Below are 24,832 nucleotides of genomic sequence, written 5' to 3'. Positions count from 1 at the left end.
GCCCGTCCCCCGTACCCCACCTCGCAGGCCCGAGGAGCCCCCTCATGCAACTCGCCGCGATCATCGTGTCGCTGGTCCTAATCGCGGTCGGCGTAGCGCTGTTCGGCCGTGCCATCGTGCAGATCTACCGCTTCGTGCGGCTCGGCCAGAACGTCCCGGCCGGTACGCGCACGGACGATCCCGCGCAGCGCACGATCACCGTGGCCAAGGAGTTCCTCGGCCACACCCGCATGAACAAGTGGGGCATCGTCGGCGTCGCGCACTGGTTCGTGGCCGTGGGCTTCTTCTCGCTGCTCCTGACGATCGTCAACGCCATCGGCCAGCTCTTCCAGGCCGACTGGATCCTGCCGGTCATCGGTGACTGGGCGCCGTACAACGTCTTCGTCGAGTTCCTCGGCACGATGACCGCGCTCGGCATCCTGACGCTCATCGTCATCCGGCAGCTCAACCGGCCGGGGCGCCCGGGCCGCAAGTCCCGCTTCGCGGGCTCGAACACGGGCCAGGCGTACTTCGTCGAGGCCGTCATCCTCATCGTCGGCATCTGCATCTTCACGCTGCACGCCCTCGAAGGCGCCCAGCACCACGTCGACAGCTACGAGGCCTCGTTCTTCGTCTCGTACCCGGTCGTCTCCTGGTTCCGCGGCATGGACCTGTCCACGCTCCAGAACCTGACCTACTTCTTCGCCGGCCTGAAGATCGCGACGTCCTTCATCTGGATGATCACCGTCGCCCTCAAGACCGACATGGGCGTGGCCTGGCACCGCTTCCTGGCCTTCCCGAACATCTTCTTCAAGCGCGAGTCGCAGGGCGGCGTCGCGCTCGGCGCGCTCCAGCCGATGGCGTCCAACGGCGAGCTCGTCGACTTCGAGGACCCGGGCGAGGACGACGTCTACGGCGTCTCGCAGATCGAGCACTTCTCCTGGAAGGGCATCCTCGACTTCTCCACCTGCACCGAGTGCGGGCGCTGCCAGTCGCAGTGCCCCGCCTGGAACACGGGCAAGCCGCTCTCCCCCAAGCTCCTGATCATGTCCCTGCGCGACCACGCGCACGCCAAGGCCCCGTACCTCCTCGCGGGCGGCGGCAAGGACATGGAGGGCAACGAGAAGGCGACCGAGGAGCAGCTCAAGGACGTGCCCGCGGCCGCCCTTGCGGAGGCCGAGCGCCCCCTGATCGGCACCCTCGAAGAGAACGGCGTAATCGACCCCGACGTCCTGTGGTCCTGCACCACGTGCGGCGCCTGCGTCGAGCAGTGCCCGGTCGACATCGAGCACATCGACCACATCGTCGACATGCGCCGCTACCAGGTGATGATCGAGTCCGCGTTCCCGTCCGAGGCGGGCACGATGCTCAAGAACCTGGAGAAGAAGGGCAACCCCTGGGGGCTCGCCAAGAAGCAGCGCGTGGAGTGGACCAAGGAGGTCGACTTCGAGGTCCCGATCGTCGGCAAGGACATCGAGGACCTCACCGAGGTCGACTACCTGTACTGGGTCGGCTGCGCGGGCGCGCTCGAGGACCGGGCGAAGAAGACCACCAAGGCCTTCGCGGAACTGCTGCACATGGCGGGCGTCAAGTTCGCGATCATGGGCGGCGACGAGAAGTGCACCGGTGACTCGGCCCGCCGCCTCGGCAACGAGCCGCTGTTCCAGCAGCTCGGCCAGGAGAACGTCGCGATGCTGAACATGGCGTACGGCGAGGACGACGAAGACGAGTCGACGAAGAAGCCGAAGTCGTCGAAGAAGATCGTCGCGACCTGCCCGCACTGCTTCAACACGATCGCGAACGAATACCCGCAGCTGGGCGGCGAGTTCGAGGTCATCCACCACACGCAGCTGCTCCAGCACCTCATCGATGAGGGCAAGCTGGTCCCGGTCACCCCGGTCGACGGTCTGATCACCTACCACGACCCGTGCTACCTGGGCCGTCACAACAAGGTCTACACGCCTCCGCGCGAGATCATGTCGGCCGTCCCGGGCCTGCGCCAGCAGGAGATGCACCGCCACAAGGAGCGCGGCTTCTGCTGCGGCGCCGGTGGTGCGCGCATGTGGATGGAGGAGCGGATCGGCAAGCGCATCAACAACGAGCGCGTCGACGAGGCCCTCTCCCTCAACCCGGACATCGTCTCGACGGCCTGCCCGTTCTGCCTCGTCATGCTGACGGACTCCGTCAACGGCAAGAAGAACGACGGCAAGGCCAAGGAGAACCTCCAGGTCGTGGACGTGGCCCAGCTCCTCCTCGACTCGGTGAAGACCCCGGCCGACCCGGCCGGCACCGCCGAGGCGGAGGACGCGCCTGAGCCGGAGCCGGTGAAGTAACACCGGTGCGTACGCACCTGTCGTACGCACACCGAAGCGGCCGGTTCTGCCCGAGGGCGGAGCCGGCCGCTTCGCGTCGCGGCGACGGCGGGTCAGCGCTGGTGGTCGCGGCGGCGCAGCATCGCGAAGCCGAGGCCGGCGGCGCCCGCGGCGGCGATACCGCCCCCGGCGGCCAGCATCGGGGTCCGGTCGGACGACCCGTCGGACACGCCCTCGGCGCCCGCCCTGACCCCGCCCCTGGGCACGACCCCGGTCGCGGTCCGGTCCGCCTTCGCGTCGCGCGCCTGCTCCTTCTTCTCGTGCGGCTGCGGCTGAGGGCGCTGGTCCTGATCAGCTTGGCGACGCGGCCGTCGGGCAGGGTGACCTTCACGGAGGACCGGCCGGTCTGAGGACGGTCGTCCTTAACGCTACGAGTGCGATGTTTGCGTCATACGTAGGCAATGTAACGGCTACCTCCAGCTTCGGGGTCAGCCGTGTAAATCGGCCCGGATTCAACCACATCGCCCCACCCTCCGTACGTACCGCGCCCGGGCCCGCGGCCGCCCCCTAGGGGATGTCACAGCTCAGCCGCAAAGGCGCCCGGTTCCGGCCGCCCCCGGTTGGCACCCCGGCGGAACAGGTACGTTCGATTCGTGGCTGGATTCAGGATGGGACGCGGCGGCCGGGACAACAACCGCCCCCCGCGGCAACCGCAACAGCAAGGGCAGCAGCAGGCACCGGCACAGCAGTGGCCGGGCGATCGGCAGCAGCCGCAGTACGGGCATGGGCAGGGGCAGGGACAGCAGCGACCGCCGGGCTACGGGCAGGGACAGCCGCCGCAGTACGGGGACGGCGGGCCGCAGTACCGGCAGCCCTACCCGCAGCCGGACGAGCCGGAGTACTTCGGCGACCCGTACTACCAGGGGCAGGGCGGCCCGCAGGGCTACGCGCCCGCCGGGGACCCGTACGCGAACAACCCGGGCCACACCCAGGCGTTCAGCGTCGGCGAGGACCCGTACGGCGACGGCGCGACCTACCGCGCGGGCGCGGCGCCGGCCCCGAGCGGCCCGCGGCTGCCCTGGAAGGAGCTCGTGTCCGGCATCGTGATGCGGCCGGGCCCGACGTTCTGGCAGATGCGGGACTACCCGGTGTGGGGCCCGGCGCTGATCATCACGTTCCTCTACGGAATGCTGGCGATCTTCGGCTTCGACAAGGCCCGCGAGGACGTCATCAGCACCACGCTGGCGACGGCGGTCCCGGTGGTCCTCGTCACCGGCCTCGTCTTCGTGCTCGGCGGTCTGATCCTGGGCGCGGTGACGCACACGATGGCCCGCCAGCTCGGCGGCGACGGAGCCTGGCAGCCGACGGTGGGCCTCTCCATGCTGATCATGGCCCTGACGGACGCCCCGCGTCTGCTCCTGGCCCTGTTCCTGGGCGGCGACAACGGCCTGGTCCAGGTGCTCGGCTGGGCGACCTGGCTGGCGGCCGGGGCGCTGTTCACGTCGATGGTGAGCAAGTCGCACGACCTGCCCTGGCCGAAGGCGCTCGGCGCCTCCGCGATCCAGCTGGTCGCGCTGCTCTCGCTGATCAAGCTGGGCACGATCTAGGCGTACGCGGCGGACGAACGACGAAACCCCGCCGGGTTCCGCCCGGCGGGGCCTTCGTGGTGCTGCGGGGGCTGCCGGTCAGGCGTCCAGGACCTGGCCCTCACGCCGTACGACGGGCGGCTCGACGGACCAGGGGAAGTTGATCCAGTCGTCGGTGCGCTTCCACACGTACTCGCACTTCACGAGGGAGTGGGACTTCTCGTAGATGACCGCGCTGCGGACCTCGGCGACGTGGGCGACGCAGAAGTCGTACACCAGCTTCAGCGTCTTGCCTGTGTCGGCGACGTCGTCGGTGATCAGCACCTTCTTGCCGGAGAAGTCGATCGCGTTGGGCACGGGGGCGAGCATGACCGGCATTTCGAGCGTGGTGCCGACGCCGGTGTAGAACTCCACGTTCACGAGGTGGATGTTCTTGCAGTCGAGGGCGTAGGCGAGACCGCCCGCGACGAAGACGCCGCCGCGCGCGATGGAGACCACGATGTCGGGCTCGTAGCCGTCGTCGGCGATGGTCTGCGCGAGCTCGCGGATGGCCCCGCCGAACTTCTCGTACGTGAGGTTCTCGCGCACGTCGTTCTGGTCGTTCATGCTCACACCTGGGTCCGATGGAAATTGAGGAAGGACCGTGAGGCGGTGGGTCCGCGCTGGCCCTGGTAGCGCGAGCCGTACCGCTGGGAGCCGTAGGGCTCCTCGGCGGACGACGTCAGCCGGAACAGACAGAGCTGCCCGATCTTCATCCCCGGCCACAGCTTGATCGGCAGCGTCGCGACGTTGGAGAGTTCGAGGGTCACGTGGCCCGAGAAACCGGGGTCGATGAACCCGGCCGTGGAGTGAGTGACGAGCCCGAGGCGCCCGAGCGAACTCTTGCCCTCCAGGCGGCTGGCGAGGTCGTCGGGGAGCGTGATGACCTCGTACGTCGAGGCGAGCACGAACTCCCCGGGGTGCAGGATGAACGCCTCGTCCCCCTCCGGCTCGACGAGCCGGGTGAGGTCCGCCTGCTCGACGGCGGGGTCGATGTGCGGGTAGCGGTGGTTCTCGAACACCCGGAAGAAGCGGTCGAGGCGCACGTCGATGCTCGACGGCTGCACCATGGATTCGTCGTAGGGATCGATGCGTACCCGCCCGGCATCGATCTCGGCCCGGATGTCCTTGTCTGAGAGAAGCACGCCCCGAGGATACGCAAGGCGCGCGGCCCCGCCCCAATCGGACGCCGTTGCGCGAGGGTACTGGCCGGGCTGTACGTGCCCGGCCGGCACCGACCTGACCGGCGCCGCCACGACGGGGCGGCGCTCCCCCCTCTACCGCTGATCGCCCAGTACCGGCACGGCATGACGCAACCGCGCGCAACGCGGACACCGGATCAGCCGGCCCGGGCCGATCCGGCCGGTGCCGAGCTGCTGCATCGGAAACGAATCCGTGGCGAAGACATGCCCTTCGGCGCAGCGGACGACGGTGCGCTCCAACGAGTCCATCAAGTCGCTCAAGTCCCTTCCCCAACAAGCGTGGACGGAGAAACCACCACATTAGGGGATGAACAGGACGCCGGCACACGCGGCACTCCGACCCCGCACGCGCCCTTAACGGTACGCCCCAACTCCCCGCGCCCGCACGGGGATCGGCGTCGGCGACAACACGGCGGCCCTCGGTGAACCCACCGAGGGCCGGGCATGAGGTAGAGTGAGCAACGACCGCTTCCCCGTGGGGAAATGATCACGCGAGTGTAGTTTAATGGTAGAACATAAGCTTCCCAAGCTTAGAGCGCGGGTTCGATTCCCGTCACTCGCTCCACAACGAAGGCCCTGGTCAGTGACTGGGGCCTTGTTTGTTGTCTAGACCAATTCAGGCGCGCGTGCCATTCGCGTGCCATAAGGGACCGATTACCGCACCGAATTGAGCGCCACAAGCCCCGCCGAGCCAGCACTTCGCCAGATCGTCTCGAATATTGAGACGCTCTTCGTGTGGCCTGCACCACTTGCCGGACAGGGCGCCATATGTGTGCAGCTGTGAAGTGGCCCTGGGATCAGCGCAGTCGGTGGACACGTGGTGGACATGCCGCAGCGCCGGACCGATGGTGCGGGTCCGGCGCTGCGAGGGTCACGCCTGCTGAGTGGTGGGGGCGTCCAGAGCGCCGGTCTCGCAGGCGCGTGGGATGAACGGATGGACGGTCGCCCCCTCGTCCGCCGCATGCTCGGCCGCCTCCGCTTCCGCACGCTGGCGACGCACGTCGACGTCGATGGCTCCGGCCAGCTTGTGCTGGTGCTTGCGCGTGGAGTGCTGGTAGATCAACTGGGCCCGCTCCGAGGAGTGGCCGGCGCGGACCATCAGGTCCTTCATCTTCGCGCCTGTGTCGGCGGCGATGGTGTTGCCGGTATGCCGCAGATCGTAGAAGCGGAAGCCGTCGGGCAGGCCGACCTGGTCGCGAGCCTTGCGCCACTTGCGCCCGAAGGTCGTCCCCCGCAGCCGGGCCCCTCGCTCGCCCACGAACACCAACCCCTCGGGGCCGGCCTCGGCGAACCAGTCGAGGTGACGCCGAACGTCAAGGTGCATGAAGCCGGGCAGGACGATCTCCCGTTTTCCCGCGCGGGACTTGGGGTCGCCGATCACGCGGCGGCCGACGTTCAGTTCAGGGGCAGCCCTCCTTACATAGAGAGCACTGCCGTCCGGAGCGACGTCCTTGCGCCGCAGCTCGGCCAGCTCCTCCGGCCGCATCGAGGCGAAGGCCCCGAGCAGCACCATCAGCCGCCAGCGGATCCCGATCGCCTCGGCGACGGCGAAGACTTGCTCGACCGCAGCGACCGGGCGCTCGTCCGCCTCTTCCTTGCCCGCCCCACGGATCTTGCAGGGATTGCGGCGGATCAGGTCGTCGTCCACAGCCGTCTCCATGATGGCCTTCAGCAGCCGGTACGCCTTGGCCACCTGCGTCTTACCGGTGGCCTCCAGGCGCTCGGCCCGCCAAGTGCGGACCTTGGCGGGGCTGATGACGTTCACGTACTGCTGCCCGAACGTCGGGGCGAGGTGGAGCCGCAGCAGGCGGCGGTACAGCTCCTCCGTCGTCGGAGCGATGCCACGCTCGTCGATCCAGCGCTTGGCGTACTCGGCGAACAGCACCTCGCCTGCGGTCGGGTCGAGCCAGTCACCGCGCGATTGATCGGCCTGCATCTGCGCGAGGAAGACCTCGGCGTCCTTCTTCGTCTCGAACCTCTCCGGCGCAGGCCGCAGGATCCCGTCCGTGCCGGGATAGCGGGCCTGGTAGCGGCCGGAGGGCAGCTTGCGTATCGCACCGAAGCTGCGGCGCGGCGCCTTCTGGCGCGGGCGGGCCATCAGGCCGCCATCCCAAAGCGCGAACGCCGGGTACGGACCGGCTCGACCGTCCGCTCCTCTATATACGCGGCCAGGACGCTGTCAGCGATACGGACGTGCTTGCCGACCTTCACGTACCGGATGCGGCGTTCGGATACGAGGCGGCGAATGAAGCGTTCGCCGACGCCGAGGCGCTCGGCGGCCTCGGGGACGCTGAGGAGACGGTCAGCCATGCAGGATCACCTCTTTCGCGACGAAGAGGTGCGGGTGGTGCAGAAGGGCAGGGGGCATTGCGGTTCGGCGCAAGGAGGTTCCTTGTCTGGCACGGCGGTGCGATTCCGCGGATGTGCCGGCGGTGATGGTCGTTCAGACGCGGGCAGGTGAAGCCGCTGCGGACTCACGGGCGTTGGCGCGCCCAGCGTGGGTCGGCGGCCAGATCGCTACGGGGTCTCATAGAGGAGGTCGAGCGGGCAGACCTCAAGTGCGGCGGCGATGGCGACGAGGTCGTCGACGTCGCAGCGGCGTCGTCGGCGTTCGATGCGGGAAAGCATGGTGACGGTCATTGGGCGACCGAACACGGTCACGCGGGCGGCCAGCTGACGCTGGGCGAGACCGCGGGCGGTACGGGCGCGCTCGATGGCACGGGCGGTCCGCTCTCCGGCGGGACCCACTGGGGTGGGGCGTCTAGGCATAGGTCAATTTGTAGCTTGGAAAACGCTTTTTTGGAAATACCGTTTTCGCTGCTATGTTGCGCCGCTTTGTTGTCAGGATCCATGCATCCCCAGGTCGCGCAGAGCGCAACATAGCCGACGATCCCCGGTTAGCCGAATAACGACCCGTCAGATCATCCCGGCTGGTGGTGCCGCTCGTGGGCCAGATGCTCCTTCCCTACTCAGGGCCCCTGCCTCGCCACCAGATACCGGGACGCGCCCGGGTGACGAAGTGCCGCGAGTTGTCCGTTTCGTTCCATCAATTTCCCGGAACTATTTCGTCAACCGGCGATCCCGGGCTAACGTTTTAATTCCCGGTGCAGGACGTGTTCGCCGACAGCTGTTCGCTTTCCCGGCGCAATGCTGGACTTGTTCCGGGTGGGTGTGGCTGTATTGGCCATGTCCCCGGGGCCCTCGGGTCCCGAAGGGCAAGAAAAAACCCCGGCGCGCCAACGCCGGGGCCAACGAGTCCCCTACCGAATCACCCGCGTCTGAACGACTGAGCGGTGGCGATCGCACGCCACCGTGGGAGGAACCTCTATGCCCCACAGTAGGGCCTTCACGGCGCTACACGCACCCCCGTCCACCAGCACCACCGCCGCATCCCCGGTCTTCTCCGCGAAGGCGGGGCGATAGGCATGGCGCGGATCCGCACCATCAAGCCCGAGGCGTTCATCTCGGAGTCGCTCGCCCAAGTGTCCGTCACCGCCGAGCGGACCTTCTTCGGTCTGCTCACCCAGGCCGACGACCACGGCCGCTTCCGCGACCAGGGCGCCGTCATCGCCGGCGCCCTGTGGTCCCTGCGCCCCGAGCACGGCCCGCTGGGTGTCGAGGACGACCTCAACCAACTCCACACCGCCGGGTTGATCTGCCGGTACGAGGGCGAGGACGGCAAGCGGTACCTGCACATCGTCACCTGGGCCAAGCACCAGAAGATCAACCGGCCCAGCGGCAGCCGCTGCCCGACCTGCCCACGCCACGAGGGCGGACGGCCCGCGCAGCCCTCCGGGAGCCGTCATGGAGAACTCACGGCGGCTTCCGTGAACCCTCACGGAACCCTCGCCGAGGACGCGCGCACTCTACCGGAACCCTCCGAGAGAAACGGCGAATCCGCAGGTCAGGAGCGCTTCTGTGAGGCATCACGGACGACTCAGGGAGGGCTCACGGAGGAGTCAGTGAACCCTCACCGTCCGGATCTAGGACCTAGGATCCTGGATCTAGGATCACCTCCGGTGGGGGACGCGAGCGCCCCCGCACCCAAGACCCTCTCGACCAAGGCCCTCATCGCCGAGTATGCCGCCGCCTGCGCGAACCGCCCACCCGGCAGCTTCCTCGGCCACCTCGGCAAACAGACCGCTGCGTTGCTCGCCGAAGGCATCGACGCGGCATACGTACGCGCCGGACTGGAGCGGCTGCGGGCCAAGGGCCTGCACCCGAGCGTGCTGCCGAGCCTCGTCAACGAGGCCATGAACCCTCCCGCTGGTGACGGCTCGTCCACAGGGCACCGGCCGTGGACCAACCCCGTCGACATACAGGCGGCATACGGGGGTGATCTGTGACCACGAAGACCGCTGCCCGCGAGCCGCGGCAGCTCGGCGGCGCCATGGCCAGGCTGGAGGCGATCCTGGCCGCCCGCGATATCGACCCCACCACCGTGGTCGACGCGGCACCGTCGCCGGAGCCGGTGACCGCGCTGGAGCTGGCCGCCGCCCGCATCCCGCGCCGCTACCGCGACGCCCTGGCCGATCACGCCCAAGTGTCGGCCTGGGTCAAGGAGATCGCAGCCGCAGGACGCCCAGGGCCGGGCGGGGCGCCGGGCATCGCCTACGGACCGTCGCTGCTGATCGCGGGTCCGACCGGCACCGGCAAGACCTACCAGGCGTACGGCGCCATCCGCTCGCTGCTCGGCGCCGGGGTCCGGCTGCGCTGGGAGGCCATCACTACCGCCGAACTACACGCCACCCTGCGCCCCCGCCAGGGCCACGACGGCGAACGCCGCTTCCAGGAACTGGCCCGCAGCCCCCTGCTACTCCTCGACGACCTCGGCGCCGCCAAGGCATCGGAGTGGACCGAGGAGCTGACCTACCGGCTCATCGACCACCGGTACGTCCACGAGCTGCCCACCCTCATCACCACCAACCTCCCCATCGCCGACCTGCGCACCGCCGTCGGCGACCGCGTCGCCTCCCGCCTCGCCGAGATGACCCACCGCGTCATCCTCGACGGCCCCGACCGCAGGCGCGGCACTGGCACCGGCCCTCACGGCTATTAACAGGCCCCTGCGCCCCGATACCCCACGCCACCCGAACCACCCTCCTGCCACGCCCGGCCGCCCCTCACTCTGCCCGGCGCACGCAGATCACCACGGAGATCCCCACCCGCATGCCCTCACCCACCGCGCTACCTCCTGCCCGCCTCATAGGCATGGACCGCACCGGCAACATCCCACTCGCAGCACGCGGCTTCGCCCTGTTCCACGGCAGCACCACCGCGGCCCCCTTCGCCATCGGCCCACTCGCCTCCCCCAGGGCCGACACCAGCTGGTGCCCCGGCACGCTCCTGGACCCCCGGCTCGTACGGATCGCGAACGCGTTCGTCACGGCGGAAGGTGGGAAGTGACGACCAAGCCCGCCGCCGAGCGGACCGTGCTCATCGTGGCCGGGGCCGTCATCGCCGTCCTCACCGCTGGAGCGTTCGCGCTCTCGTACGCTCACCTGGCCGATGTCGCCGGCCAGCACGGGCTGGGAAGCTCACCGGTCCGCCGCTGGGCCTGGCCCGCCACCCTGGACGCCTTCATTGTCGCGGGCGAACTGCTCATGCTCCGAGCGGGCCTGCGCCACGTCACCGACCGGTGGGCCATCGCCGCGACCGTGATCGGATCGGTCGGCTCCATCTCGCTGAACGTGGCCGGGGTCAGCGGCGCGAACAACACCGACACGGTCCCGTTCCTCGACTACGTGGTCGCCGCCGTTCCCCCGCTCGCCGCGATGCTGGCCTTCGCCGTGCTGATGCAGCAGATCCACCAGCTCGTCGAGCATCCCGCCGAACACCCGGATCCGGTCTCCGGCCAGGAGCAGGAAGCGCCGGTCATCCCCTCCTCCAGCCCCGTCGGTGTACCGGCCGCCGTATGCGGAACGCCGCGGGCGTCGGCTTCCGATACCGGTCCGCGTTCCCATGACCAGACGCACCCGGCACGCGAGCACGAACCGGAAGAGGCCCGCTCCCTGGCCGCTTACCGGAACGCGGATCCGGTCAGCACGGTTCCGGAACGGAACGCACCGGTGAAGCCGGAACGGAAACGGACCGGGAAGGGTAAGGGCGGCCCACCAGGGCGCGAGCCCGACCTGACCGATGCCGAGCTGCAGGCCATCGCCCACGACCTCACCAACGCCACCGGCGTGCCCTCCGTCACAGACATGCGCGCAGAGCTCAAGAGGCGCAACCACAAGGCCGCCACCGAGCGGATCACGAAGGCCCTCAAGGCCCTCAAGGCTGGCAGCGGTGCCGGACAGCCTCTGCAGAACACCCCCTAGCGGTACGGGGCTAGGGGGTGTCTGACGGATCAGGGTCGGTCAGGGCGGGGCGTCTGGTGCGGTGCATCGCAAGGCGCCAGAACGTCTTGATAGCGGAGCTATCGGGGCGTTTCGGCAACGCCGCGAGGTGCCGTGCCAGACGCCCCGCCCCCGGCCATGATCCGTCAGACACCCCCTAACCGTCTAAGCCCCCCACCGGAATGCCCGAGGGCGCGTACCGGAATCACCGCCGGTACGCGCCCCCCGCATCCACGCCCACCGTCCTCTCCCCACCCACACGGAGAACCGATCCATGCACGACCAGCACCACGAACCCCCCACGTTTCAGGAGCAGATGACCACCACCCCCGTCACAGCGGGAGCAAGTTGGAGGTTCGGACACTCCCCCGCAGGGGGAGCGCCCGAACCCGGCTCCGCCCCGGGGGTGGCGGGGCCTGACCAGCGCCAGGGGGCGCCGGACGGGAAGGCTGCGACCGGGGGCGGATCGCAGCCGGTGGCCAAGCCGAAGGCCAAGAAGCGCAGGCCCCGCAAGCGCGGCAAGGGACAAGGCACTGCCTACAGCGTCCGCCTCCACACCCACGAGCACGCTCTCATCGACGCCGCAGCAGAAGACAACGAGCTCAGTCTCGCCGGGTTCCTCGCCAAGGCCGGACTGGCCGCCGCCCACAACCGCTTCCGGGCAGCCGCTGCCGTCTCCGACGACCGTGACGTCCTCAGTGCGCTGTTCATCCTCAAGCGCCGGTTCGGCTGGGCCGGCAGCAACCTGAACCAGCTCGCCAAGACCTACAACTCCGGCGGGCAGGGCCCGAACCTCGACGAGGCCATCGCCGACGTACTGCTCACCCGCGATGCCATCCAGGAACTCATCGACGGCATGCTCAACCGCCATAAGGACCAATCCGTTTGATCCCCCGCATCCACCAGCAGGGCAGCCGAACCATCGGCCTGCTCCACTACCTGTACGGCACGGGCACCCACGAGGAGCATTCCGACCCGCATCTGGTCGCGTCTTTCGACAACATGGCGCCCGACCCCGGCCGCGATCCGCAAGCAACGAAGAAGGCGCTCGCGCAGGTCCTCGACGAGCCGTTGCACCTCCTCGACGCCGACCAGCGCCCGGACAAGCACGTCTGGCACTGCTCGGTACGCGCGGCTCCGGACGACCCGGTCCTCACCGACGAAGAGTGGGGCGAGATCGCCCGTCGCATGGTGGCCTCAACCGGCATCGACCCCGGTGACGGGGCGGCGTGCCGGTGGGCCGCGGTCCGGCACGCCGATGACCACATCCACATCATCGCCACCCTCGTCCGCGAGGACGGCCGCCGCCCCGACCACCATCGCTCCGGACAACGCGCCCAGGCTGAAGCCCGCCTGATCGAGGCCGACTACGGTCTCCGCCGCGTTCAGCCTGGCGACGGCACCGCCGCGACGAGGCCGACCAGCGCCGAGCGGCACAAGGCCGAGCGCCAGGACCGCGAGTGCACCGCCCGCGAGGAACTGCGCGAAGAGGTACGCCGCGCCGTGGCCGGCGCCACCTCCACACAGGAGTTCCTCGACCGGCTCAAGAACGCCGGTCTCCTCGTCCACACCCGCACCCTGCCCTCCGGCGACCTACAGGGCTACAAGGTCGCCCTGCCCGACGACCGCAACAAGGACAAGGAGCCCATCTACTACGCCGGGTCGACCCTCGCACCGGACCTGTCCCTGCCCCGTATCCAGGAACGCTTCGCCACCGGCTCCACCCAGCCGGAGACCATCGGCAACGAGCGGCCGGAGCTCCCCTCGCGTTCGGCCCCTGCCGCGGCACGACGGACCACCACTCACGCGGCCTGGGCTGCGCTGCTCGTCCTGGACCGCAGCGGCGACGACGGCATGGCATCTGCCCAGATCGCCGCGACCGGCGAAGTCCTCGACGCCCTCGCCAAGACCTCCGCCTTCCACACTCGACATGAACTGCGCGAAGCGGCCTGGGCGTTCGAGCGCGCCTCACGCTCCCACACACGGGCAGAGTTCCGTCACGCGCAGGACCTGCGCCGGGCGGCTCGCGACCTGGTACGCAGCGGGCCCGCGCTCGGCCGGGGCGAGGACGGGGCCGGCACCGCGATGGCCTTGGACATGCTGGTCTTCCTCGCCGTCGCCACCGCCCACTGGCACGCCCAGCGACACCACGCCCAGCAGGCCGACGCCGCCCGCCGGGCGGCCGAGCACCTGCGGGCCGCCTACCAGCAAGCCGCCGGCGAACCACTCACGGTGCTGCGTGAACGCGGTCGGCGCATCCCGCCGTCGCTGCGCCGCCACCACGCCACGACCGTGCGTGCTGCCCTGCCCGAGCTCGCCGACACCGTGCTGGCCGAGCCGGGCTGGGATGCTCTGGCCGCCACCCTCGCCGACGCCGAACGTGCCGGTCACAACCCGCACGCACTGCTCTCCGAGGCCGCAACTCAGCGGGAACTGGACACTGCCGACTCCATCAGCGAAGTCCTCCTGTGGCGCTTGCGCCGCGCCGCGGACCTCCCCGCCTACGACGCCCCGCCAGCACGAACCCACCGGGCCCAAGCCGCCCACGGTCAGCCGGGTGCCACACGGCAGATACCAACCCCATCGATGCCCCGTACACCACGCCGCTGATCACAGCGGTCCGATAGCGGACGGCATCTGGCTGGTGCCTCCTACCACCCCATGGCCGGGGTCGTCAGTCGCTGTCGCCCGCTCCGGAAGCCCGGGGATCCTCGGAGAAGTGGCCACGTCAGGGCGCGCGGAATGCCAGGACGACGTTATGGCCGCCGAATCCGAACGAGTTGCTGAGCGCAACGTCGACGCGATGTTCGGCGGCGGCCTTGCTGACGAGGTTGAGCTCGCAGCCGAGGTCGGGGTTTTCGAGGTTGGCCGTCGGCGGGATGAGTGATTTCTGAATGCTCAGGATGGTCAGGGCGGCTTCGACCGCTCCTGTGGCGCCCAGTGAGTGGCCGAGGACGCCCTTGGTGGAGGTGACGAACGGTCCGTGGGGCAGGACCGTGCTGATCGTGTCGGCTTCGACGGTGTCGTTGAGGAGGGTTGAGGTGCCGTGGGCGTTGACGTAATCGATATCGCGCGGGGTGAGGCCGGCGTCGGCCAGGGCCAGGCGCATGGCCTGCTTGGCGCCGCGGCCTTCGGGGTGGGGGGCGGTGGGGTGGTACGCGTCGGTGGTGGAGCCGCACCCGGCGAGCAGTGCTCTGGGGCGGTGGCCACGGGCGGTGGCGTCCTCGGCGCGTTCCAGAACGAGGACCGCCGCGGCTTCGCCCAGGACGAAGCCGTCCCGGCCCCGGTCGAAGGGACGGGAGGCGACGGCGGGATCGTCGCAGCGAGTGGAGAGTGCGCCGAGTTGCGCCAGGCCGGCGACGATCAGAGGTGTGTTGCAGGATTCTGTGCCGCCGGCGAGGACGATGTCGCATTCGCCGGTGGTGAGCATGTCGCGGGCGAGGGCCAGGGCGGTGGCGCCCGAGGCGCAGGCGGTCGCTGTCATCAGGCTCGGGCCGTGGGCCTGGCAGGCGAGGGCGACTTCGCCCGCCACGGCGCTGGGCCCGATCATGGTGATCATCAGCGGTGAAACCTGGCGGGGTCCGCGCTCGCGCATCTGGTCGGCCTGGCTCTCCCAGGTCTGGGAGGCGCCCAGTGCCAGGCCGGTAACGACACCGACGCGTGTGCTGTCCCAGGTGCTGGGGCTGAGCGCCGCATCGTGCAGTGCTTCCTTTGCGGCAGCGATGACGAGTTGGGTGGAGCGGTCCAGGCGACGGGCGGTACGGCGCCCGACTGACGCGTCGGCGTCGAAGGAGGGGATGGAGCAGCAGAAGTCGACGGTCAGACCCGTGAGCCGGCCGTCGGTGGCGGCGGTCGGCGTGCCGTCGCAGACACCCCTCCAGGTGGCTTCCACACCGATACCGGCCGGGGTGAGCATGCCGATGCCGGTGACAGCGATCTCTGGTCGCTTCATCGGGCGCCCCCAGGCACTCGGAGATGCGATCCGGCGTCGGAGGCGGGCTGGATGAAGCCGGTCATGGGTAGTTCCTTCGCTAGGGGATGGGCGGAGGGCGGCCTCCTGGGTGTCTAGGGGGTGTCTGACGGATCAGGGTCGGTCAGGGCGGGGCGTCTGGTGCGGTGCATCGCAAGGCGCCGGAACGTCTTGATAGCGGAGCTATCGGGGCGTTTCGGCAACGCCGCGAGGTGCCGTGCCAGACGCCCCGCCCCCGGCCATGATCCGTCAGACACCCCCTAGCCCCCGGAGGCCCTGCGCGCGGTCGGCGGAGCGGGCTTGCGGCAGCACCGCTCGACATCGGGCCATCCATACGTGCCTGTGGATGGGGCTGGTGCGGGCGACGATGGACAGGCGCGTGCGGCCAACTCACGGGCGGGGGGGGCGGTGGTTCCTATACGGCCTGCTGCACTGCGGCGTGCGAGAGCCGCTCCGCAGCTTGCCCCAGCGTCATGTCCAGCACGTCGACCGTGTTCAGGACACCGGCTTCGTCGGACACGTTGACCATCAGTTCGGCCAGCGACAGCGAGTCCATCTCCAAGTCACGGAAGGTGGTCTGCGGTGTGGCCTGTTCGATGTCGAAGCCGAGGTCGTCGAGGGTCCTGAGGAGGGTGTCGTACATGGCGTTCTCCATTCGGTTCGTGGTGCTCATCGGGGCGGTACGGTGCCGCGGGAGTGCTGCGCCTTCCGGGGTCGCATGAGGCAAACGCCCGCTGGCCCGGCCGCGATCACGTCGCTCGCTACTCGGCGAGCCGGCTTGTTTCCGGCGGCTTGCTCATACCGCGCTCTCCCACTCGGAAGAGCCCTGGGCAGGGTTTGCGGCAGCCAGATCGCGGAGGTGGGCGCAGAGGAGATCCACACTGGGGTGGCGCCTCATCTCCGACACGGGAAGGAGCAGTCCGTACCGCTGCTCCAGCTCGGAGGCGATCATCGTTTCTTCCATCGAGGTGACGCCGAGGGCATCCAGAGGTCCTTCGGTATCGATCTCCTGGGTGGGGACCTCCAGGAGAGTGGCCAGACGGCTGGTCAGCCACTGGGTGACCTCGGGAAGGTCGATGGCCCCGCTCATTCCGTCGTACCCGCGGCAGACACGGATCGGGCGGCGTGCTCGGCGAGATAGCGGTCGCGGCAGTCGGCGCGCCGGAGTTTGCCGCTGGTGGTTCGCGGCAGGCTGCCCCGCTTGACCGCGACAACGTCGTGGGGGCGGACCCCGTGGCGGGCGGCGACGGCCGTCTGGACGCGGCGGCGCAGTGAGATGCCGTCGGCGCTCCCCGGGCCGGCGACGAGTTCCACCATGACCACGAGCCGATCGCCCTCGTGGTCGTCGCCGGGAACGGCGAAGGCGGCCACGGCTCCGGGCACAGCCTCGCCGAGCTCCTGCCGGACGGTGTCCTCGATGTCGCCGGCGGCGTGATTGGTGCCGTGCGCGATGATGATGTCCTTGATCCTGCCCAGGACGAAGACGTCACCGTCGTGCAGGAACCCCAGATCGCCGGTGCGGAACCACCCGTCATGAATGCGGTCGCCAGCCTTGAGGACGCACCCGAACACCTCGGCCGAGCGGTGCGGCTGGCGCCAGTAGCCGGCAGCCACATTGGGCCCGCGCAACCACAGCTCCCCGGCGAAGCCCGGTGCCTGCTCTACGCCGGTCTCCGGGTCCGCCACGCGTACGTCCTGCGCGACCGGTCTGCCGCAGCCGACCACGGTGGTCACTCGCTGCGCCGTCCCGCTCTCGTGGACGACGCGGATACGGCCCGTCGTCAACGCGTCCGCGTCGAGGTCGAGTTCGGTCCACCGCCGGCCGACTCTGTTGCAGGCGACCAGGACCGTGGCCTCTGCCAGACCGTAGCTCGGCTTGATCGTGTCCGGGGCCAGGCCGCACCGTGCGAAGGCATCGGTGAAGCGCCGCAACGTGCCCACGCGTACGGGTTCCGCTCCGTTGGTCAGGACCCGGACACAGGTCAGGTCCAGACCGAGGGACGCGGGATCGGGCACCTTGCGGACGCACAGGTCGTAGGCGAAGTTCGGGCCGCCACTGAAGTGGGCGCGGTGTGCGTCGAGCAGGCGTAGCCAGCGCACCGGCCGCTGGATGAATGCCAGCGGCGACATGAGCGCGACATGCGCTCCGACGGCCATGGGCGCGAGCACCCCGATGGAGAGCCCCATGTCGTGGAACATCGGCAGCCAGCTCACGATGGGCGTGCCGGCGGAGAGGCCGCAGCCTTCGGTGACCTGCCCGGTGCTCGCCATGAGATTGGCGTGCGTGATGACGGCGCCGCTGGGGGTGCCCGTGGAACCCGAGGTGTACTGCAAGTAGGCCGACTCTCCAGGCCCCGCCCGCCGTCCGGACCAGTCACGGGCAAGCCGTGGATCGCTCTCCTCCACCAGCCACACCGGAACCCGCCCGCCGGTGAGCGACCGGCAATCGGGGCCCTGGGGCCCGCTGGCGAGCAGGCATACCGGGTCCGCGTCGGCCAGCACTGCCTCCAACTGGGCTCTGCGGCGGGGGTCTTCCGGCGGGAACAGCGGCACCGCGATCATTCCGGCGTAGAGACAGGACAAGAACGCCAGGCCGTAGGAGACCCCCGGGGGACACATCACGGCGACACGACTGCCCAGGGGGAAACGGGATTCGAGAGCGGACGCGATCGCTCGCACCCGAAGGTCCACCTCCGCGAAGGTGAGCGTCTCCCAGGCGCCTTCCGCGTCCTGGCCATAGCTGACGTAGCTCAGCGCGCGGGCGTCACCCCGGGCCGCCGCGTGGCGGCTCACCACAGCCGGCAGCGGCTCCCAGGGCTCTTCTTCCCTCGTCCCGTGGGCGCCATCACCGAGTGGCGTCGTCGCGTGAGGCGGCAGGGCGCCGGACGGGGAGCGGTCGGGCATACCGAGGGCTGCCTTTCTGCGGAGTTGAATGGACGCGGGACGGCAAGGACAGACGGCCAAGGTGCAGGCACCGGCGATCTGGTCGTGAAGGCACACAAATGCTGACCGCACCCCTGTGTCCCGGCGTAACCCAGCCGGTGCGGACTGCGCCATCCGGGTGGTTCCTGCCACCGAAGGTGTGAGAGCGACAGGAGGGAGCTGACGGTTCATGCCGGGGCAGCCGCATTAGCGCGCAGCACGGACGAAGCGTGCGAAGGCCCCTGCCCGCTCTCCTGGGCGCCGGCCCGTCCGGGCAGTAACCAAACTGCCCCGGGCCACGTTCCACCGATGGCAGCCCGCGGGCCTCTCATAGCTGGACGGCGCCGGTGCCAGCAATCCCTAGCGGATCCATCCCACGGAGCGGAGAGCCGGTGAAGATCCCCAGTGGCAGCGAACGCGACGTCCCCGGCGCTCCGGTCGCCTGCACGCGAGGCTCGGCCATCCCCTCCGCATCGGACCCCTCCGGCCGGCCCGTTCGAAGTACCCCACTTGACCACAGAACAAGTCAGTTCAGCCCCGCGCAGGACCGCATCATGCTGGAATGGGCCCGGCAACGCCCCCATGACGGATACGTAGTGGGCGCCACGCTACGGCTACGCGGCTCCCTCCCCTCCCCGCATCGGCTACGGGCTCTGATCTCAACACGCCTGCCAGGACTGCCGGTTCTGGCCGAATATCTGGACGGCCTGCCTTGGCAGGAGGCTTGGCGCGGTTTCGAGTCTTTCGACGCCGCCGCTCACGTGCACGTCCTGACCGGCACGGCCGACCCACGCCGTGGCGCGGAGATCGCCACCAACCAGCCAATCAAAGACGACCAGCCACGATGGGGGCTGTGGCTCCTCGACTCCGAGCGGGACGGCGAGTACCTCCTGTCCTACCGCGTCCATCACGCGGCCCAGGACGGAGCGGCCGTCGCTCACACCATCAGAAAGCTCCTCGACACCCGCGCGCCCGCGCCCCCCGCCTTCGTGCAGCCGCGCGAACATGCGCCGCGTCCTTGGGCCACCGCCCCGTCCGCCCGCGAGGACAGGCTGCTGGCCACGGCGGATGTACCGGTGGACACCATGCGTGCCGTCGTCCAAGCCTCGGGCGCCTCCCTCAACGACATCTACCTCGCCGCCCTGGCGGGAGCCCTGCGGGCGTGGCTGCCGCCGACCGAGCGGGCACAACCCGTCCCCGTCCGCGTCCCGTTCACCGTCCGTCTACGTCACGAACGCCAGGACAGGGGCAACCGGATGGGCCACCTGCGGCTCACGCTGCCGGTGGATGAGAAGAGCGCCCTGCGGCGCCTGGCGTGTGTGACGGAACAGACCCGATCCTGGCCCCGGGACCAGATCCGCCGCATCCTGGACCGGGCGCCCCATCCCCTGCTGTGGCAGCATATCGAGCCCTCCCTTTCGCCCGGTGACGCCCTGGCCAGCGCGACGATGCTGGGACTCCCCACCAGCCTGGCCTTCGACGGGTCACCGGTGATCGGCGGCATCGCCCTGCCCCCGCTCGCCGCCGGCCACGTCTTCTCCGCCGTCCTGTTCCTCTACGGCACCCGCGCCACCGTCTCCTTCACCGCCCGCAAGGAGCGACAGGACGTACGCGCCCTGCCTTCCCTGTGGGAGCACGCGCTGGGCGAGCTCGCCGGAGCCGTCCGCCCCTGAAGGACGAACCGGAACGCCCCTGCACACGCTCGCTCTTCGCCATCCGGAAGCACCCTGGAGATCCTGTGACGTCCCCCCGCCCCACCGTTGTCCTGACCGGCTCGACCGGGGTGATCGGGACAAGTCTTCTTCCGGCACTCACCTCTCGCTACGACGTCACCGCGCTCGTCCACCGCCGCAGACCCCCTGGCGCCACCGTCTGCCTGCGAGCCGACCTCACCCAGGAGGGCCTGGGCCTGGACCACCGCCAGTACCACGATCTGGTCGCGGCCGTCGACGTCATCGTCCACTGCGCGGCCCTGACCGCCTTCGCCCCGTCCGATCTGACGGCGTTCGACGACATCAACGCCGAAGGCACCCGGCGGATTATGCAACTCGCCTCGGACGCGCAAGTACCGGTGGTGCTGCTCTCCTCCGCCGCGGTCGCCGTCGAGGTTACCGGTGACGACCTTGCCGCCCGCTCGATGCGCGCCTACAGCCGCTCCAAGCGCCGTGCCGAGGATCTCGCCGCCCAGAGCCGTCAGCCGGTGGCGATCGTCCGTCCCGCCCTGCTGTTCGCCGGCCGTCACGCCACGGGGGCACCGCGCCATCAGTTCCCCCACGCCCTGTTCGAGCTGCTACTGCGCGGCCGACGGGGAGGTCTGCCCATCAATCCGGACCACTGGTGCGACATCCTGCCCATGGAAATGCTCGTCGCCTACGTGAGCGCCCTGGTCGACGCCCAGTTGCACGGGGATGCCACCGCACCCGGCATCCATTGGGTGACGGCCGGGCCCGCGCGGCTGACGGCGGCCGACGTCGCGCAAGCCTGCACCGACCTGTTGAGGGAAGCGGGCCGGCCCGTCCCCACTCCGCTGCTGTCCCCGCCCGCCGCCCGTCACCGTCGCACCCACGGCATGGGCCGCATGGCGCAACTGGGCTTCCAGCCGCCCACCCAACCGCCCCTGCCCTGCGACTTGCGTCGCCTGCTCCCTGCTCAACTCACCAGGACCGCGGCGCTGGAGGCCCTCACACACAACGTCCGGCGCTGTGCCCCGTGGGATGCGTGACCGGATCCACCACCGTGAGGAACTGACGGCACATGTATAGGACGGCAAGAGAATGCGTCGCCCTCTCCGCGACCGGGCTCTACGGAGCTTCATGCACCACCTGACGGGACACCGCCAGCGGCCGGCCCCGATGCCTGAGCACCACGAGCAGCGCCTTGGCCACCGCGCCGGGGCTCATCAGTTGCACAGGCCCGATCAACCGCGCCGCGAAACGGTGCAAATGCCGGGCGACATCCGCATCCCGAGCCGCCGCAGCGAACATCAGCCGCTCGAACAGGTTGAAACGGCGCCGCTTCGCATAGTCCGCAATCATGAACTGGTGCGCCCACAGCCCCCGCCGATGCCGGCGGCGGTACGCCCTGAGAGCCCGCTCCAGGTCCGCATCCCCCGTCACGGCCGGGCCCACCGTCTGCGCCAACCACTGGGCGGACTGGAGTGCCCAGCCGCACCCGACGCCCCACACCGGGTCGCTGGTCGTCGCCGCGTCGCCGATCAGCGCGAGCCCCCGCCCCGTCGGCCGGCGCGAGTACAAGGGGTAATGGGTCGTACCGGTGATCTTCGTGACCCGCTCCGCTGCGTCGATGGGGAGGTCACCGGGCAGTTCCCGCAGGAAGGCCATGAAGCTGTTCTCCAGATCGGCCCGGAACGCCGGGAGCTTCTTGCTGTCCGGGCTGACACCCATGACCGTCACCCCGTCGTCCGTGGGCAGCGCGTACGCCACGTCCGGTTCGAGGAACCAGGTCTGGCTCAGACCGTCCGGGGTGGGCAGATTGCGGAAATGGGCGAAGTAACTGAACCGCGCATTGGCATGAACGCGGGTCGGCACTCCGGCGCATCGGGCGACCTCGGAGTTGTTTCCGTCAGCACCCACCACCAGGAGGGCCCGCATCTCCCGCTCCCCGTGAGCGGTCCGCGCCCGCACCCCCACCGTGCGGCCGCCCTCGCTGAGCAACCCGATCACTGTGTGGCCGAGCAGAACGTCGACACCGGGCGTGGCGGCCGCGTGGTCCCGCAGCAGTCTGTCCAGGACGCTTCGCCGGATGTTGTAGGCGTAGGGAACAGACTCGCCCCTCTGCCCCGTCCTGGGTTCGGCCCATCCCCAGCGGGTGTACCAGCGCCCGTACGCACGTACCGCCCCGGCTGCCTCCAGAGCCGCGGTCAACCCGAGTTCCTCAAGGACCGGGCGGGCGGAGGGCTGGAGGTAGTGCGTACACAGCACCTTGTACGAGCCCGGGTCCCTGCGCCGCTCCAGCAAGGCGACCCGAGCGCCCTGCCGGGCCAGCAGCACCGCTGCCGCGCACCCCGCGATACTCGCTCCGCTGATCACCACGTCGTATCCCGCTTCGTCGCGCATACGTCGATCCCTCTCTGCCGTAGACCCCTACTAACGGCTCCGGAGCCCGCCCGGTATGGCGCAGCCTGGAAACCGGTTCCACGAGGAGGCAGGTGACGGAGCGGCTCCAGCGGAGGGCTTGGAGGGGTGCCGTACCGTACGAGTGATCATGGCCTGCGCGGCGTTGCGCCTCGGCCGGCCACTCGTTACCGGCGGCGTGAAGATCTTCCATTCCAAGAAGCGTGTCGCCGCACTCGCGCTCACCGCCGCAGCCCTGGTCAGCATCACGGCCGTCCAAGCCGGCGCTTTCGCGCCCAGCCTTCCCGTCCGGGGCAAAGGCACCGTCTGCCTGACCACCGAGGCGGCTCGGGCTCTGACCACGCAGGGCTTGACGTTCGGGGCCGTCGCCCCCGCGACCGGCGACGGCAACTGTGTCACGTTCCCCGGATCCGGCTCCCTGTCTCCGAACCTCACCGGCGGAGAGATCCCCCTCAAGGGAGGCATGCGCTTCGCCGGCCGCGGGCACCGACTCGACTTGACCAACGTCCAGATTCACATCCGCCTCGGCGAGGGCTACACCAGCGCCGACGCCGCCGCGGACGGCGGGCCGGCGGCCAAGAACATCGAACTGTTCCGCTACCCGGTGTCCTTGAACCGAGTGACATTCACGCCCACCACCGTCGACACCAAGGGCATCCCGCTGAGCCTCACGGCCGCGGGCGGTGCAGCCTTCACGAAAGCATTCGCTGCCACGCCCGTAGCCGTCGGAAAGGCGCTTTTCACCTTCGACGGGCACGCAGAGATCACCAACCCGTTCAGCGGCCTGCCGAAGCCGTAACCAGCCCTCCCCCCACTGGACCGCCGCCATCCGTACCCCCGGCTGGCGGCGCCCCTGCCTCTCGCTCACATACCGCTGGGCACGAGGCACCCGCCCACCAGCAAAGGAAACCCACCCTCGTGAACGGACGCCTGGGAATGTCGCTGGTGCACAAGGTGATGGCGCTGGAGAGCCCGAACAGGGTCCTGCCACCCCTGATGCCCTCCATCGACCGTTCGTTCCACCGCATCACCCGGGGCAGGAGCCTCTTCTTCACACTCCCTGATCCCAAGAGCGGTCTCATCCTGACGACCACGGGCGCGCAAAGCGGGCAGCCCCGACGCACCCCTCTGCTGTGCATCACTGAGGAACCGGACCGGTGGCTGGTGATCGGGAGTAACTTCGGCAAGCCAAGCCACCCGGGATGGACCGCCAATCTGCGGCAGCAACCCCACGCGATGATCAACTGGCGAGGCCGCGACATCCCCGTTCTCGCGACTCACCTGTCGCAGCACGAGAGGGACGCCCGATGGCCCGCGATCGTCGCCTTCTGGCCGCCGTACGAAGCATGCCGGAGGCGCACCGACCGGGAGATCCGCGTCTTTCGACTCACCCGTCGCCAGATCACAGGCCAATGACCTCCCACCCCCTGGCTCAGGGCACCCTGACGGATCGTGTGCAGCACCCGGGACGACCATCTCGCGAGGGGCACGGGCGGCAGTCTTCCGGTAGGGCCATTCGGTGCAAACCCGGGCCATATGGCCCCTTACAGCCGGACCCACACAGCCTTAGAACGGAGTCAGGCAATGTTTCTCGCTGCTGGGCCGTGATCACTTCCAGCCCCGGAGGCCCACGGCCGGGGAACGACGGGAAGCCTTCCTAGCCCTCAACGGGGCGTGTGGCCGCCACCGCGGAATTGTGGCGGCCACACCACTGCCCGGCAGGGCTGATCGGCCACCCGTGTCCGGGCAGGATGCAAGCTCGGGCTGCCCCGCAAGAGCTCATCCGCAAGCCGACTCCCTCGGGTGTGGTTTCCGAGGACGGCGCGGTGGCTTTGCACGCAAGAGATCGGGAATCTTTTGTTCATGGCTTCAGGAGTCACCGTAAAGCCCTGGGCTTGATCAATGGCGATGAGTTCGGGAGTGTCTGACGGCCGTACGAAGGGGTTGGCGGGAGGTGAGGTTCACGTCGAGGGAGTAGTGCCAGGCGGCTTCGTCAGTGTCCTGCCAGGAGACGCCGGGGTAAGAGCCGACGTTGTTGACGAGGATGTCGATGGGGCCGATCTCGGCGCTGACGAGGTCGGCCATGGTCTGCACAGCGGTGGGGTCGGTCAGGTCGGCTTTCACCGCGATGCCGGGGCTTCCGTCGCGCCCGAAGGCGGTGAGGACGGCATGTGCGTCGGGGTCCTGGCCGAAGTGATTGGCGGCGACGATGGCTCCGGCGGCGGCGAGTGCACGTCCGATCTCGGCGCCGATGCCTGTGGCGCCGCCGGTGATGAGGGCATTGCGGGCCTGGGGGGGGCGGGGATCCAGTCATGTCGGGGACGTTCGTGTGTGTCCCCGGCGAACTAGAAGAGGTTGGGACGGATTGAATGGAGCGGGCCCGCTGCTAC

Annotated in this window: 24 protein-coding genes and 1 tRNA gene; 13 read left to right on the top strand and 12 right to left on the bottom strand. The window is 69.4% G+C overall.

What is annotated here, in order from left to right; translation table 11 throughout:
* Window positions 1–44: 44 nt before the first annotated feature.
* Window positions 45–2,312 carry a (Fe-S)-binding protein gene (locus N4G70_RS22565; protein WP_261714507.1) on the top strand — a complete coding sequence of 756 codons (2,268 nt, stop codon included), beginning with the start codon at window positions 45–47 and terminating at the stop codon, window positions 2,310–2,312.
* A gap of 632 nt (window positions 2,313–2,944) precedes the next feature.
* A complete protein-coding gene (locus N4G70_RS22560) occupies window positions 2,945–3,898 on the top strand; it encodes a Yip1 family protein (RefSeq protein ID WP_261714506.1) in 954 nt (317 codons plus the stop codon).
* A 78-nt stretch (window positions 3,899–3,976) separates the two neighbouring features.
* On the opposite strand, the gene N4G70_RS22555 is transcribed toward N4G70_RS22560, so the two are convergent.
* The 3 genes from N4G70_RS22555 to N4G70_RS22545 all read right to left on the bottom strand — a co-directional run bounded on the left by N4G70_RS22555 (window position 3,977) and on the right by N4G70_RS22545 (window position 5,379).
* On the bottom strand, window positions 3,977–4,483 hold the full coding sequence (locus N4G70_RS22555; protein ID WP_174248590.1) for a phosphoribosyltransferase: 507 nt from the start codon (window positions 4,481–4,483) through the stop codon (window positions 3,977–3,979).
* Window positions 4,484–4,485: 2 nt separating this feature from the next.
* Window positions 4,486–5,061: a dCTP deaminase gene (gene dcd / locus N4G70_RS22550; RefSeq protein WP_120722610.1), complete on the bottom strand. Its 576-nt coding sequence runs from the start codon at window positions 5,059–5,061 to the stop codon at window positions 4,486–4,488.
* A gap of 132 nt (window positions 5,062–5,193) precedes the next feature.
* Entirely contained in the window at window positions 5,194–5,379 is a 186-nt protein-coding gene (locus tag N4G70_RS22545; protein ID WP_261714676.1) for a hypothetical protein, read from the bottom strand.
* A 230-nt stretch (window positions 5,380–5,609) separates the two neighbouring features.
* On the opposite strand from N4G70_RS22545, the gene N4G70_RS22540 reads away from it, so the two are divergent.
* A tRNA-Gly gene (locus N4G70_RS22540) sits at window positions 5,610–5,683 on the top strand.
* Window positions 5,684–5,989: 306 nt separating this feature from the next.
* On the opposite strand, the gene N4G70_RS22535 is transcribed toward N4G70_RS22540, so the two are convergent.
* From N4G70_RS22535 to N4G70_RS22525, 3 genes are all read right to left on the bottom strand, one after another.
* Entirely contained in the window at window positions 5,990–7,216 is a 1,227-nt protein-coding gene (locus tag N4G70_RS22535) for a site-specific integrase (RefSeq protein WP_261714505.1), read from the bottom strand.
* Window positions 7,216–7,428 (bottom strand): helix-turn-helix domain-containing protein, encoded by a 213-nt coding sequence (locus N4G70_RS22530; RefSeq protein ID WP_261714504.1) that lies wholly within the window; start codon window positions 7,426–7,428, stop codon window positions 7,216–7,218. The genes N4G70_RS22535 and N4G70_RS22530 overlap by 1 nt, the downstream gene beginning before the upstream one ends.
* A 207-nt stretch (window positions 7,429–7,635) precedes the next feature.
* Entirely contained in the window at window positions 7,636–7,887 is a 252-nt protein-coding gene (locus N4G70_RS22525; RefSeq protein ID WP_261714503.1) for a helix-turn-helix domain-containing protein, read from the bottom strand.
* 656 nt (window positions 7,888–8,543) lie between these two features.
* Between N4G70_RS22525 and N4G70_RS22520 the strand changes: the two genes are divergently transcribed.
* From N4G70_RS22520 to N4G70_RS22495, 6 genes are all read left to right on the top strand, one after another.
* Window positions 8,544–9,464 (top strand): hypothetical protein, encoded by a 921-nt coding sequence (locus N4G70_RS22520; protein ID WP_261714502.1) that lies wholly within the window; start codon window positions 8,544–8,546, stop codon window positions 9,462–9,464.
* A gap of 44 nt (window positions 9,465–9,508) precedes the next feature.
* Entirely contained in the window at window positions 9,509–10,177 is a 669-nt protein-coding gene (locus N4G70_RS22515; protein ID WP_261714662.1) for an ATP-binding protein, read from the top strand.
* Between the two features lie 110 nt (window positions 10,178–10,287).
* On the top strand, window positions 10,288–10,524 hold the full coding sequence (locus N4G70_RS22510; RefSeq protein ID WP_261714501.1) for a hypothetical protein: 237 nt from the start codon (window positions 10,288–10,290) through the stop codon (window positions 10,522–10,524).
* Window positions 10,521–11,438 carry a DUF2637 domain-containing protein gene (locus tag N4G70_RS22505; RefSeq protein ID WP_261714500.1) on the top strand — a complete coding sequence of 306 codons (918 nt, stop codon included), beginning with the start codon at window positions 10,521–10,523 and terminating at the stop codon, window positions 11,436–11,438. The genes N4G70_RS22510 and N4G70_RS22505 overlap by 4 nt, the downstream gene beginning before the upstream one ends.
* Window positions 11,439–11,931: 493 nt before the next feature.
* On the top strand, window positions 11,932–12,345 hold the full coding sequence (locus N4G70_RS22500) for a mobilization protein (protein WP_261714499.1): 414 nt from the start codon (window positions 11,932–11,934) through the stop codon (window positions 12,343–12,345).
* The gene (locus tag N4G70_RS22495; protein ID WP_261714498.1) at window positions 12,342–14,066 is read left to right on the top strand and encodes a relaxase/mobilization nuclease domain-containing protein; all 1,725 of its coding nucleotides are present in this window, start codon (window positions 12,342–12,344) and stop codon (window positions 14,064–14,066) included. Before N4G70_RS22500 ends, N4G70_RS22495 begins: the two co-directional genes overlap by 4 nt.
* A 118-nt stretch (window positions 14,067–14,184) precedes the next feature.
* Here N4G70_RS22495 and N4G70_RS22490 read toward each other — a convergent pair whose 3' ends face one another.
* The 4 genes from N4G70_RS22490 to N4G70_RS22475 form a co-directional block, all read right to left on the bottom strand.
* Complete coding sequence (locus tag N4G70_RS22490) at window positions 14,185–15,408, bottom strand: beta-ketoacyl synthase (protein WP_261714497.1); 1,224 nt, start codon at window positions 15,406–15,408, stop codon at window positions 14,185–14,187.
* Between the two features lie 433 nt (window positions 15,409–15,841).
* Window positions 15,842–16,099 carry an acyl carrier protein gene (locus N4G70_RS22485; protein ID WP_261714496.1) on the bottom strand — a complete coding sequence of 86 codons (258 nt, stop codon included), beginning with the start codon at window positions 16,097–16,099 and terminating at the stop codon, window positions 15,842–15,844.
* Between the two features lie 123 nt (window positions 16,100–16,222).
* Window positions 16,223–16,516, bottom strand: coding sequence for an acyl carrier protein (locus tag N4G70_RS22480; protein WP_261714495.1), 294 nt, complete (start codon window positions 16,514–16,516; stop codon window positions 16,223–16,225).
* Window positions 16,513–18,222 carry a fatty acyl-AMP ligase gene (locus tag N4G70_RS22475; RefSeq protein WP_261714494.1) on the bottom strand — a complete coding sequence of 570 codons (1,710 nt, stop codon included), beginning with the start codon at window positions 18,220–18,222 and terminating at the stop codon, window positions 16,513–16,515. The genes N4G70_RS22480 and N4G70_RS22475 overlap by 4 nt, the downstream gene beginning before the upstream one ends.
* Window positions 18,223–18,902: 680 nt before the next feature.
* On the opposite strand from N4G70_RS22475, the gene N4G70_RS22470 reads away from it, so the two are divergent.
* Window positions 18,903–20,021 carry a wax ester/triacylglycerol synthase family O-acyltransferase gene (locus tag N4G70_RS22470; protein WP_261714493.1) on the top strand — a complete coding sequence of 373 codons (1,119 nt, stop codon included), beginning with the start codon at window positions 18,903–18,905 and terminating at the stop codon, window positions 20,019–20,021.
* A gap of 65 nt (window positions 20,022–20,086) precedes the next feature.
* Entirely contained in the window at window positions 20,087–21,070 is a 984-nt protein-coding gene (locus N4G70_RS22465; RefSeq protein WP_261714492.1) for an SDR family oxidoreductase, read from the top strand.
* 79 nt (window positions 21,071–21,149) lie between these two features.
* On the opposite strand, the gene N4G70_RS22460 is transcribed toward N4G70_RS22465, so the two are convergent.
* Window positions 21,150–22,424 (bottom strand): NAD(P)/FAD-dependent oxidoreductase, encoded by a 1,275-nt coding sequence (locus N4G70_RS22460; protein WP_261714491.1) that lies wholly within the window; start codon window positions 22,422–22,424, stop codon window positions 21,150–21,152.
* Window positions 22,425–22,572: 148 nt separating this feature from the next.
* Between N4G70_RS22460 and N4G70_RS22455 the strand changes: the two genes are divergently transcribed.
* Entirely contained in the window at window positions 22,573–23,241 is a 669-nt protein-coding gene (locus tag N4G70_RS22455; RefSeq protein WP_261714490.1) for an HtaA domain-containing protein, read from the top strand.
* 119 nt (window positions 23,242–23,360) lie between these two features.
* Complete coding sequence (locus N4G70_RS22450; RefSeq protein WP_261714489.1) at window positions 23,361–23,858, top strand: nitroreductase family deazaflavin-dependent oxidoreductase; 498 nt, start codon at window positions 23,361–23,363, stop codon at window positions 23,856–23,858.
* 483 nt (window positions 23,859–24,341) lie between these two features.
* Here the strand turns inward: N4G70_RS22450 and N4G70_RS22445 are convergent, their stop codons facing one another.
* Entirely contained in the window at window positions 24,342–24,716 is a 375-nt protein-coding gene (locus N4G70_RS22445) for an SDR family oxidoreductase (protein WP_261714661.1), read from the bottom strand.
* Between the last annotated feature and the right edge of the window lie 116 nt (window positions 24,717–24,832).

It is taken from the genome of Streptomyces sp. ASQP_92 (assembly GCF_025399895.1).
Taxonomy (GTDB): domain Bacteria; phylum Actinomycetota; class Actinomycetes; order Streptomycetales; family Streptomycetaceae; genus Streptomyces.
The sequence above is the reverse complement of the archived record's forward strand: the minus strand, read 5'-3'. Positions and strand labels throughout refer to the sequence as shown.